Annotated in this window: 9 protein-coding genes; 4 read left to right on the plus strand and 5 right to left on the minus strand. The window is 77.1% G+C overall.

Annotated features, from left to right (window positions below; translation table 11 throughout):
* Positions 1 to 53: 53 nt before the first annotated feature.
* Entirely contained in the window at positions 54 to 662 is a 609-nt protein-coding gene (locus tag AB6N23_RS14520; RefSeq protein ID WP_412866727.1) for a TetR/AcrR family transcriptional regulator, read from the minus strand.
* A 211-nt stretch (positions 663 to 873) separates the two neighbouring features.
* Between AB6N23_RS14520 and AB6N23_RS14525 the strand changes: the two genes are divergently transcribed.
* The 3 genes from AB6N23_RS14525 (at position 874) to AB6N23_RS14535 (ending at position 4,024) form a co-directional block, all read left to right on the plus strand.
* Positions 874 to 2,145, plus strand: coding sequence for a GAF domain-containing protein (locus tag AB6N23_RS14525; protein WP_412866728.1), 1,272 nt, complete (start codon positions 874 to 876; stop codon positions 2,143 to 2,145).
* 296 nt (positions 2,146 to 2,441) lie between these two features.
* Positions 2,442 to 2,999, plus strand: coding sequence for a DinB family protein (locus AB6N23_RS14530; RefSeq protein WP_412866729.1), 558 nt, complete (start codon positions 2,442 to 2,444; stop codon positions 2,997 to 2,999).
* 122 nt (positions 3,000 to 3,121) lie between these two features.
* Positions 3,122 to 4,024, plus strand: coding sequence for a hypothetical protein (locus tag AB6N23_RS14535; RefSeq protein WP_412866730.1), 903 nt, complete (start codon positions 3,122 to 3,124; stop codon positions 4,022 to 4,024).
* 21 nt (positions 4,025 to 4,045) lie between these two features.
* Here AB6N23_RS14535 and AB6N23_RS14540 read toward each other — a convergent pair whose 3' ends face one another.
* From AB6N23_RS14540 to AB6N23_RS14555, 4 genes are all read right to left on the minus strand, one after another.
* Positions 4,046 to 4,987, minus strand: coding sequence for a transglutaminase family protein (locus AB6N23_RS14540; RefSeq protein WP_412866731.1), 942 nt, complete (start codon positions 4,985 to 4,987; stop codon positions 4,046 to 4,048).
* Positions 4,984 to 7,659, minus strand: coding sequence for a circularly permuted type 2 ATP-grasp protein (locus tag AB6N23_RS14545; protein ID WP_412866732.1), 2,676 nt, complete (start codon positions 7,657 to 7,659; stop codon positions 4,984 to 4,986). Before AB6N23_RS14545 ends, AB6N23_RS14540 begins: the two co-directional genes overlap by 4 nt.
* Before the next feature lie 354 nt (positions 7,660 to 8,013).
* Complete coding sequence (locus AB6N23_RS14550; protein WP_412866733.1) at positions 8,014 to 9,027, minus strand: aldo/keto reductase; 1,014 nt, start codon at positions 9,025 to 9,027, stop codon at positions 8,014 to 8,016.
* Complete coding sequence (locus AB6N23_RS14555; protein WP_412866734.1) at positions 9,024 to 9,476, minus strand: MerR family transcriptional regulator; 453 nt, start codon at positions 9,474 to 9,476, stop codon at positions 9,024 to 9,026. The genes AB6N23_RS14550 and AB6N23_RS14555 overlap by 4 nt, the downstream gene beginning before the upstream one ends.
* A gap of 120 nt (positions 9,477 to 9,596) precedes the next feature.
* On the opposite strand from AB6N23_RS14555, the gene AB6N23_RS14560 reads away from it, so the two are divergent.
* On the plus strand, positions 9,597 to 10,844 hold the full coding sequence (locus AB6N23_RS14560; RefSeq protein ID WP_412866735.1) for a YibE/F family protein: 1,248 nt from the start codon (positions 9,597 to 9,599) through the stop codon (positions 10,842 to 10,844).
* Positions 10,845 to 11,238 lie beyond the last annotated feature (394 nt).

Raw genomic sequence — 11,238 nt, forward strand, 5'->3', positions numbered from 1 at the left:
GCGCCCGGGCCGGCCCGTGCCGTGCCCGTGCGGCCGTCCGCCGCGGGCCGCGCTCAGGCCGGCACCGGCACGACGGCACCGACCGCGCGCAGGACGAAGGTCTCGGTCTGCCCGACCGCGCGCTCGCGGTCGGGCCCGTCGACGTCGGGAAGGTTGCGGCCGGAGAGGCACGCGTTGACGAGGGGCACCGTCGTGTCGAGGTCCTGCGCGGGGAAGGCGCCGGACGCGATGCCGGCGGCGAGGATGCGGCGCAGGATCTGCTCGACGACGCCCACGTGCTCGCGCACGCGCGCCTGGGCGCCGCGGGACAGCACGGACCGCAGCTCGGGGCCGGGGGCGACGTGGAAGACGCGGGTGAGCGAGGCCTGCGCGCGGACGTAGGCGCGGAGCTGCTCGACGGGGTCGTCGATGTCGTCGAGGGACGCCTGCAGTCCGGCGGCGTACTGCTCGGTCTCGTGCGTGATGAACCCGAGCAGGAGCGCCTCCTTGTCGGGGAAGTGGTTGTACACCGCCGTGCGGCCGACGCCCGCGGCGGCGGCGATGTCGGCGAGGGTGATGCCGTCGAACCCGCGCTCGGCCATGAGCGTGGACAGGGCGGTGAACAGACGCAGGCGGGTCTGCTCGCGGTGCTCGTGGAGCGATCCGCCGATGATCTTGGGCATGCTGACAGTCTCGCACAGTGCGTCAGGAAAAAACGCCACGCCGGACGATCTGCAGAAACACGTGTGATGTCTCTCACGTCCCTGTCGTCGCATTCGCGTACGATGCGTGGCGCGACACCCGCACCGTCCCGCCCGACGTCAGCCCTCGTCCGCCACCCCCCTCACCCCCCGGCGGTCGACGTCGGGTCCGCGCCACCACGGAAGTCATCGCATGAGCCGACACGTCCGGATCCCCTCCGGCGGCGCCGACCGGTCCGCGGAGCCCGCCCCCGGCGGGTTCGGCCCGGGCGCGGCCGGGCGCGTCCGCGCGGCCCACGAGCGCTTCGTCGCGGGCGGCGAGCCGGAGGGCGGCGTGCGGCCGGTCGTCGCGGAGTCCTGGCGGCGCAGCCGCCGCATCGGCGTGGACCCCGAGCTGCCGACGCCGCCCGTCGACCTCTCCGACCCCGAGCTGGACCGCCTGCGGGCCGCGCACCCCATGTCGGGCGCCGTGCCCGTCGTGCGCCGCCTGCTGGTCGAGCCCGCGTCGGGCTGGGTCGCCGCGCTCAGCGACGAGACCGGCCGGCTGCTGTGGGTCGAGGGCGACCCCGCGCTGCGCCGCCCGCTCGACCGCGTCGGCTTCGTCGAGGGCGCCGCGTGGCGCGAGGACGCGGCCGGCACCAACGCCCTCGGCACCGCGCTCGCTACCCGGCGGCCGCTGCAGGTGCTCAGCACGGAGCACTGGGCGCGCGTGGTGCACCCGTGGAACTGCGCGGCCGCGCCCGTGCACGACCCGTCGGGGCGCGTGGTCGGCGTGCTCGACGTCACCGGGCGCGACGAGGCGGCGTCCTGGATGGCGCTCGCGCTCGTGAAGGCGACCGTCGCCGCGGTCGAGGCCACGCTCGCGTCGACGGCGACGCAGCCCCCGGCGACGCGGCTCGAGGTGCTCGGCACGCACGGCGGCACGCTGCACACGCCGCAGGGGCGCCGCCGGCTCACGTGCCGGCACGCGGAGATCCTCCTGCTGCTCGCCGAGCACCCCGGCGGCCTGACGGGCGACGAGCTGACCGTGCTGCTGTCGGAGGCCGAGCTCTCCGAGGTCACCGTCCGCGCCGAGATCAGCCGCCTGCGCCGCCTGGTGGGGCCGCTCCTCTCGGAGTCGCGCCCCTACCGGCTCACCGCGCCGCTGCACACCGACGTCGACCACGTGCGCGACGCCCTCGCCGTGGAGGACGTCCGCGGCGCGTTCACCGCCTACGCCGGGCCGCTGCTGCCGCGCTCCGCCGCGCCGGGCGTCGAGCGCATCCGGGAGTCGCTCGTCGGGTGGCTGCGGGCCGCCGTCCTCGCGTCGCGGGACGTCGACCTCGTGGGCCGCTGGACGGCGAGCGACGAGGGCGCCGACGACTGGGAGGCGTGGCAGACGCTCGCCCAGGTCGCGCCGATCGGGTCGGCCGCGCACCTGCGCGCGCACACGCGGCTCGCCCAGCTGGACCGCACGCTGCGCTGAGCGAAAACCGGCGCCGGCGACCCCGTCGGCGACGATCCGGTGCGGCGTGCGACGCGCGCCGGAAAACGTACACATGGGGGCATACGCCGTGCAACGGTCGCTTGGCTACCGTTCCGTGCAGCGGCACCACCCGCGTCGACCTGAGGGGGTTCGGCGCACCCGGTGCCCGGTCGGGCGGCGCGCGGGAGGGGGCGTGCCGCCCGACCTCTTCCTGCCCGCCGGCGCCGGTGCCGGTCGTCCACAGCGGGCGCCGGGCCCGTGACAGCACCCCCGGCGCGGGCGCTACCGTGACGCGCGTGGACACACCTCCGTCACCCGCGCAGACCTCCGAGCCGCCCGTGATCACCCCGGACGACAAGGACTGGACCTGGGTCGTCGAGCGTCGCTGCCCCGAGTGCGGGTTCGCGGCCTCCGACGTCCCGCCCGAGGCCGTGGGGGGCACGGTGCGCGACCTCGTCCCGCGCTGGGTCGCCGCGCTGCACCGTGACGACGCGCAGGAGCGGTCGGCGCCGACGACGTGGTCCACGCTCGAGTACGGCGCGCACGTGCGCGACGTCATGCGGATCTTCGGCGAGCGCGTCCAGCTCATGCTCGACGAGGACGACCCGCTGTTCGCCAACTGGGACCAGGACGCCACGGCGCTCGAGGACCGGTACGACCTGCAGGACCCGCAGGTCGTCGCCGGCGAGCTCGCGGCGGCGGCCGAGACGACGGCGGACCGGTTCGACGCGGTGGCCGACGACGCGTGGGAGCGGCCCGGCCGGCGCAGCAACGGCTCGCGGTTCACGGTCCGCACGCTCGGCCAGTACTTCCTGCACGACGTCGTCCACCACCTGCACGACGTCCGCGCCTGACCGTCCGCGCCTGACCGCCCGCCGGACGCGTCCGGCGTCGCGCACGGCGCGTCGTCGGCGCGTCGGCCGAACCGTGTCCGGACGGAAACACCCGCGTAGCGCGGCGTCGCTACGGTCCGCGCATGACCACGACGGTCCCGTCGGCGCTCGACGGCCAGCACGTCCTCGCCCTGCCCGCGGGCACCGACGCGCTGGCGCTCGTGCGCGCGTGGTTCCCCGACGCCCGCTGGGCGCGCGAACCCGCCCGGTCGGCACCGGCGGCGCGGCTGACGGGCGCACGGTTCCGCGGCGTCGTCGTCGAACCGGTGGCGACGGAGGGCGTGCTGGCGGTCGCCGACGGCGTCGAGGTCGCCGGGCCGCACCCGCTGGACGCCGCGTCGGCGCGCGCGCTCGGCCTGCCCGCGCAGGACGCGGACCTGTACGGGCTGCCGGTGACCACGCCGGCGGGTGCCGCGGCGAGCCCCGCGCTCGTCGCCGGCTGGGCCACCGCCGCGGCGCGCCGCACCGGCGGCGGCATCCTGCCGGCGGACCGCCGCCAGGTCGTCGTCCCCGACCCCGCGTCGGCGCTCGACCTCACCCTGTGGTCGGCGGTGCCGCTCGCGGCGCAGGACGCCGTGCCGCTCGTGCGCCCCGCGCTGTCGGGCAGCCGGCTCGTGCCGACGGAGACGCCCGCGCAGGGCGGCGCGTCCGGCGGGTTCTCCCTCACCGCGACGTACGAGTACGACGGCGCCGTGGTCGTGCGGCTCTCCCGCTCCGACGAGGTGCCCGTCGTCCTGTCGACGCTCGACTGGCGCGAGCACGGCCCGTGGGGCTACCACGTGACGTGGCGGCCGCCGGACCCGGCCGAGCTCCAGGTCGAGCACCCCTCGCAGGTGCACGTGGTCGCGCGGCAGCGCGTCACGCCGGGGATCGCGCGCGTCACCGGGACGCTGTGGCGCGCGGCCGGCGGGACGGTCGTGGACGCGGGCGGGTTCGTCGTCACCGCGGCGGAGCTGGACGACCGGGCACGCAGCGCCGTCCGTTAGGCGGGGGACGCCCGCACCGGCTCAGACGAACGGCTCCGACCCCGCCGGCACCAGGTCGACCTCGACGCGCGGCGACGCCCCGCCGCCCTCGGTGAAGATGACCCCGCGCAGCGGCGGCACGTCGTGGTAGTCGCGGCCCCAGCCGAGCACGACGTACCGGTCGTCGACGAGCTGGTCGTTGGTCGGGTCGGCGTCGAGCCAGCCGTGCCCCGGCACCCACACCGACACCCAGGCGTGCGACGCGTCGGCACCGCGCAGCTTCGGCCGGCCCGGCCGTGGGCGCGTCTCGATGTAGCCGGACGCGTACCGGGCGGGCAGCCCGTGCAGCCGCAGCGCCGCGATCATGAGGTGCGCGAAGTCCTGGCAGACGCCGGCGCCCTGCGCGAGCAGCTGCGCCTGCGTGGTGTGCACGGTCGTGGAGCCCGACCGGTACGTGATCTCCGACCGGATGCGGTGCACGAGCTCGAGCACGACGTCGAGGAGGGGCCGGTCGGTGGCGAAGGACGGTGCCGCCCACGCGCGGACCTCGTCGACGAAGGTCACGTGCGCCGACGGCAGCACCGCCTCCCGCAGCGCGACGAGCCCGGTGGTGTCCGTGTGCAGGGCGCCGAGGTCGCCCGCGGCCACCGCCCGCGCGACGGACCGCCACCGCACGTCCGGCAGGTCGGCGCGCGCCGGCGCGACGCGGCTCACCTCGAGGGTCGAGCGGGACGTCACGACGAGCCGCGTGTGCGGGGTCGTCACGCCGAACCACGTGGTCGTGCTGCCGAACCAGTCGACGTGCGTGTGCGTGTCGGCCGGCTCGGGGTCGACGGTCAGGGACGTCGTCACCAGGCGCTGGTCGGGCAGGTCGCGCGGGGTCATGGTCGTGCGGCCGTAGGAGTCGGTGACGGGCTGCGGGTACTCGTACGTGGTGCGGTGCACGAGGTCGTACGTGCGGCCGGCGGGGTCGGTGGTGCTCACGCGCGTCCCTCGCCGTCGTGCTCGTTCGTCGCGCCCCACAGGTCGTCGAGGGGGCGGCTGGCGGCGGGGCGGACGAAGTGCACGCGCTGGATCTCGTCCGACGCGGCCCGCAAGCGCCACAGCATCGAGTCGAGCGCCTCGGCGAGCCGCACGCGCCGGCCGTCCTCCGAGACCACCGCCCCCACCGCGACGGTGTCGAGCTCCGCGACGAGCTCGCCGACGCCGTGCAGCAGGTGGTCGCGCTGCCCGGCGGACCGCCACGGCGCGGGCACCGCCTCGAGGTCGGCCAGCAGCCGGTCGAGCTGGAACGCGAGCGAGCGCGGGTTCGTCCGGTCGTGCACGAGCAGGTCGAGCACGCTCGCGACGCTGGGCGCCGACTGGTGGCGGCGCCGGTACGTGATCGCGGACTCGGTGGCCAGCAGGACGGACTCCAGCAGCAGGTCCTCGACGTCGGCCGAGCGGCGCACGACCAGCGTGGCGGCGAGCGTGTCGACGAGGTGCTGCGCGCGCTCGATGCGCCGGCCCGCGTCGAGCAGGTGCCAGCCGACGTCGCGCGTGAGCCCTTCCGCCGCGACCCCGGACAGCGCGAGGAGGCCGTGCAGGACGCGGTCGAGCGTGGGACGCAGGCCGGCGGTGACGGCCGCGGCGCGGTCCTCGGCGGGTGCGGCGCCGAGGGGGTCGTCGGGGCGGGGCCGGTGCCGGCCGCGCTCGTCGCGCAGCGCGCGCTCGACGCGGGCGAGCGGGCCGAACGTGTCGGTGGAGAGCTGGTCGCGCACCGACGCCGCCGCGCCGGCCAGGCGGTGCACGGCGCGCGCGACGCTGCCCGGTGTCGCGCGGTCGAGCAGCAGGTCACGCAGCGCGGGGACGCGCGGGCCGATGTGCTCGTCGTCCGCGGCGGGCGCCGGGCTGCCGCCGCCCGTGGGGGCGGTCCCCGGGGTGCCGGTCGTCTCGCCGCCGTCGGGCAGCGCCGCGGGCGTGAGCGCCTGCAGCAGCACCGCGAGCGCGCGCCCGCCCGCCGAGCCGGGGCTGCGGTGGTAGTCGTCCCACCGGTCGGCGACGGCGCGCAGCACGCGCGCCTCGCCCTCCGCGCGCTCGGCGTACCGGCCCATCCAGTAGAGGTTCTCCGCGGTGCGCGGCGAGATGCCGGCGCCCACGGCGCGGCCCACCGCGGCGTCGGCGTCCTCGCGCACGGCCACGTCGGGCGGCGTCGTCGGCTGGCTCGCGAGCACCCACACGTCCTTGGCGGACGCGCCGCGGGCCGACGAGACGACGTGCGCGTCCGCGACGCGCGCGAGGCCGCCGGACATGACGGTGTACGTGCCGGCGTGCGCCACCGCGTACGTGCGCAGCACCGCGGCGCGCGGCCCGAGGTCGGCGGGGCCGACGCCGGCCGCGTCGGGCCGGTCGGAGCCGACGCCCGCGACGTCGTGCCGGTCGACGGTCGGGCCGACGGGCGTCTGCCCGACCCACAGCCACGGCTCGGCCTGGATGCGCGCCCCGAGCGTCTCGCGCTCCGCGGCCGACAGCGTCCACCCCAGCACCGTGGTGACGTCCGCGCCCTGCACGGTCGGCTTGAGCACGAGCCGGTCCAGGTGCGCGACGACGTGCCGCAGCGACCGCTCCTCGCCGCACCACCACGTCGGGGCGGACGGCAGCGCGAGGTCCTGGTCGAGCACCGCGCGCGCGAGCCGCGGCAGGTACGTGAGGAAGGCCGGGCTCTCCAGCACCGACGCGCCGAGCGGGTTCACCACGCTGACGGTCCCGCCGCGCACCGCCCGTACGAGGCCGGGCACGCCGAGCCGCGAGCCCGCGCGCAGGTCGAGCGGGTCGCACCAGTCGGCGTCGACGCGCCGCAGGACCACGTCCACCGGCTCGAGGCCGTCGATGCCCTCGAGGTGCACGCGCCCGTCGCGCACCAGCAGGTCGCGGCCCTCGACGAGCGGCAGCCCCAGCATCGACGCCAGGTACGCCTGGTCGAACGCCGTCTCGCTGCCCGGCCCCGGCGTCAGCAGGACGACGCGCGGGTCGTCCGACGCGGTCGGCGGCGCGACGTCCCGCAGCGCGTGCCGCAGCGCGTGGAAGAACGGCCCGAGCCGCGCGATCGGCGCCTGCCGGTACACGCCCGCGAGCACCTGGGCCGTGACGCGGCGGTCCTCCATCGCGTACCCGGCGCCGGACGGTGCCTGCGTGCGGTCCGCGACGGCGCACCACCCGCCCGTCGCGTCCCGGACCAGGTCCGTCGCGGTGAGCACGAGCTCGCGGCCGCCGGGCGTGCGCAGGCCGTCGACCGCGCGCAGGAACCCCGGGTGGGCGAGGACGGCCGTCGCCGGGAGCAGCCGGTCGTCGAGCAGGCGGCGCGGTCCGTACAGGTCGTGCAGCACCGCGTCGAGCAGCTCCGCCCGCTGCACGAGCGCCGCGTCGAGCCGCGCCCACTCGGTCTCGTCGACGACCACCGGCAGCGGGTCGAGCCGCCACTGCCCGTGCCCGTCGGGCCGGTCCGCGCCGTAGGTCACGCCGTGCTCGGCGAGGATCTGGTCCGCCTGCCGGCGGGCGCGCGCGAGCTCGTCCGGGCCGGGCGCGTCGACGGGGTCGGGCAGCCACGTCCAGTCCGGCCGGTGCGCGATCGCCGGCCCGTCGCCCACCAGGCGCGGCGACGAGAGCAGGTCGGTCACCGGGGCAGTCTGTCGCACCCGGCCCGGGACCGTCGTCCGTGCCGCCTCCCCGGGACGCCCGACGCCCGATCCACCCGGATCCTCCCGCCCGCGGCGCGCCCCCCACCCGCCGAGTTCGCCCGTTGCGTGCCCAGCTCGCCCGTCGGAACGGGCGACCTGCCCGTCGGACCGGCGAGCTCGGCGACAGGAGGGCGGGCCGACGGCCGACCCGGCGGGCCCGGCGGGCGTCCGCGACCCACGCCGGCCCGGCGTGCGTGCGTCGAGATCGTCCGGTGTGCGCCGACCTCGTCATGGAGGTGTGACGTGGTCGGCGCCGGAGCGACGAGGTCGGCGGGTGCGGCGGCAGAGGCGCCGTCAGGACGCGTCCAGGCGGGTCAGCTGGTCCGCGGTCAGCGCCAGGTCCACGGCGGCGACCGCCTGCTGCCAGCGGTCCGGGCGCGTGGTGCCGACCAGCGGGACCACCCGCGGGGACGTCTGCGCGAGCAGCCACGCCAGGACGACCTGGCTGCCGGTCGCACCGGTCTCGGCCGCGACGGCGTCGACGGTCGCGAGCCGGCGGTCCGCCGCGGCGCCCGCGTAGTCCGCGAGCATAAAGTTCTGCGCGCGCTCGGCCGGACCGGCGTCGTACAGCCCCTTGAGCAGCGGCGAGTACGCGACGAGCGTGATCTCGGGGTGGGCCTCGAGGAAGTCCAGCTGCTCGTCGTCGACGATCGACCCGTGCCGCAGCCCGGCCCGCCGCTGCAGGTAGGTGTGCTGCTGCTGCACGGCGACCGGCGCCGGCCACCCGTGCTGCCGGCAGAGCTGCGCGATCTCGGCGAGCCGCCACGCGCGCACGTTGGACCAGCCGACGTACCGGACCTTGCCCTCCGCCACGAAGGCGGCGAGCTCCGCCAGCGTCTCCTCCAGGGGCGTCGACCGGTCGTCGACGTGGACGTGGTAGAGGTCGACGTGGTCGGTGCCGAGCCGGCGCAGGGACGCCTCGAGGGAGCGGCGCAGCACGGGTGCGGACGCCCCGACGAAGCGCTCGCGGGCGGCCGGCCAGACGGGCTCGCCGCCGTCGGCGGGCCACACCGCGTCGACGTCCCGGATCATCGCCGTCCCCTTGGTGGAGAGGAACGTGCGGTCGCGGCTGCCGGGGCGCGACGCGAACCACCGTCCCAGCAGCTCCTCGCTGTGCCCGCCGTCGCTGCCCCGGCGCTCCCACCAGGCGTAGCAGTCGGCGGTGTCGAGGAACGTGCCGCCGTCCGCGGCGAACCGGTCGAGCAGCGCGAACCCGCCCGCGTCGTCGGTGCGCGTGCCGAGCAGCATCGCGCCCAGCGCGACCGCGCTCACCTGCTCGCCCGTGGTGCCCAGCTCGACGGTCCTCATGCGTGCTCCTCCGCGCCGGCCCGCGCCGGCTGGTCGTCCTGGTCGTCGGTGTACGGGCGCTCGGTGCCGAGGATCGTGCGGTAGACGCCGATCTTCGTCTCGAGCGCGGCGAGGTGACGGGTGAGCAGCTCGACGTGCGCGCGCAGCCGGGCGCGGTGGTCGACGAGCACGTCGACCCGGTCCGCGATCGTGTGGTCGCCCAGCCGCGTGAGCTCGACGAACCGCTGCATGTCGCGGATCGACATCCCCGTCTGCCGCAGCAGCGTGAGGAACCCGACCCGACCGAGGTCGTCGTCGGTGTACCGGCGGTGCCCGCCCGCGGCGCGCGGCACCGGGTCGAGCAGGCCGATCCGCTCGTAGTACCGCAGCGTGTGGGCGGTGACGCCCGTGCGTGCGGACGCCTCCTCGATCGTCAGCCCGGCCGGGCCGTGCCCCGTCGTCTCGTCCATGACCGCGACGCTAGGGATTCGAGTGCGCTCGAGGTCAAGGGGTGCGGGGCGACGTGCGCGGTGGGGCCGTGCTCGGCGCGTCCACCGCGGTCGGTGCCGCCGACCGGCCCATGCTGGGGCGTGCACGTCCACGCCCCGACCCCGTCCGCCGCCGCGACCGCCGCCGGTGCGCCCACCGCGCGCACGGAGCCGCGCGCCCGTGCGGTCCTCGCCGTGCTGCTGCTCGCGTCGCTCGCCGTCGCGCTCGCGGGCGCCTGGTGGCTGTGGCCCGACGCCGACGCGGTCCCGCCGCGCATCGACACCGCCGGCCCCGGCGTCACCTACGTGCGCGCCGACGTCGTCGACGTGCACCCCGACGCGACCGGGATGGACCAGGCGACGGTCCGGCTCGCCGACGGCGAGGAGGTCGACGCGCACGTGCCGCCCGAGTACGTGCCGGAGCTCGCCGCGGGGGACACGCTGCGCGTCGCCCGCATGGAGGTCCCCGAGACGGCGCTCGACCCGCTCGGCGACCCCGAGGTGATGACGACGTCGTACGTGTTCGTCGACTTCGTGCGGGGCCCGCCGATCGCGCTGCTCGCCGGGGTGTTCGCGGTGCTCGTGGTGCTCGTGGCGCGCTGGCGGGGTCTGGCCGCGCTCGTCGGCGTGGTGGTGAGCCTCGGGATCGTGGGTGTGTTCACGCTGCCGGCGCTGCTGCAGGGACGCCCGGCGGTGCCCGTCGCGCTCGTGACCAGCGTCGTCATCATGTTCGCCGTGCTGTACCTGGCGCACGGGGTGTCGGTGCGGACGGCGACGGCGCTGCTGGGCACGCTCGTCGGCCTGCTCGCGACGTGCGGGATCGCCGCCTGGGCCGGCGGTGCGGCGCACCTGACGGGCCTGTCGGGGGAGTACGCGCTCGACCTGCTGTCCGCCGCGCCCGAGGTGCGGCTGCGCGCGGTGCTCGTCTGCGGGATGGTCCTCGCCGGGCTGGGCGTGCTCAACGACGTGACGATCACGCAGGCGTCGGCGGTGTGGGAGCTGCACGCGGCGCGTCCGGCGGCGTCCGCGCGGGAGCTGTTCGGGCAGGGCATGCGCATCGGCCGCGACCACATCGCGTCGACCGTCTACACGATCGTCTTCGCGTACGTCGGCGCGGCGCTGCCGCTCGTGCTGCTGGTCAGCCTCGCCGACCGGTCGTTCGTGGAGCTGCTGACCGCGGGCGAGATCGCCGAGGAGGTCGTCCGCACGCTCGTCGGCTCCATCGGCCTGGTGCTCGCGATCCCGGCGACGACGGCGCTCGCGGCCCTGCTCGTGCGCGTCAGCGCGCGGCGGACGGCGGACGCCCCGACGCCGGCACCGGGCGACGCAGCGGCGTCCGCACCGGCCTGAGCGGCCGCCCGGGCCGGCGGCACCGACGACACCGGCGCGGCCGACGCGGCCGTCGTGCAGCACACTGCGCCGGCGCTGCTGCGCAACGGCCGGTTCGTCGCCGGGACCAGCTCGGCCGCCCGTCGACCCGGCCGTCGTGCAGCATGCAGCGCCGGTGCTGCTGCGCAACGACCGGCTCGTCGCCGGGACGAGGTCGGCCGGGCTGGACGACCGGAGGGCCGGGGTCGGCTGAGCCCGGCCGCGGCCGACCGGCCGGCCGTCGACCCGGCCGTCGTGCAGCATGCGGGGGCGGCGCTGCTGCCCGCCGGTCTCGTATACACAACAGACGCAGCCCACGATGCAAAGTATGTGTTGGTGTGGGGGGGGGGGGGGGGGGGGGAAGGGGGGGGGGGGG

Origin of the sequence: Cellulomonas pasadenensis (assembly GCF_047229365.1) — a bacterium.
GTDB lineage: Bacteria > Actinomycetota > Actinomycetes > Actinomycetales > Cellulomonadaceae > Cellulomonas.

Coding starts and splice junctions, on each gene's coding strand:
- AB6N23_RS14550 (WP_412866733.1), bottom strand. CDS start 9,027: ATGAGGACCGTCGAGCTGGGCACCACGGGCGAGCAGGTGAGCGCGGTC.
- AB6N23_RS14535 (WP_412866730.1), top strand. CDS start 3,122: ATGACCACGACGGTCCCGTCGGCGCTCGACGGCCAGCACGTCCTCGCC.
- AB6N23_RS14525 (WP_412866728.1), top strand. CDS start 874: ATGAGCCGACACGTCCGGATCCCCTCCGGCGGCGCCGACCGGTCCGCG.
- AB6N23_RS14520 (WP_412866727.1), bottom strand. CDS start 662: ATGCCCAAGATCATCGGCGGATCGCTCCACGAGCACCGCGAGCAGACC.
- AB6N23_RS14555 (WP_412866734.1), bottom strand. CDS start 9,476: ATGGACGAGACGACGGGGCACGGCCCGGCCGGGCTGACGATCGAGGAG.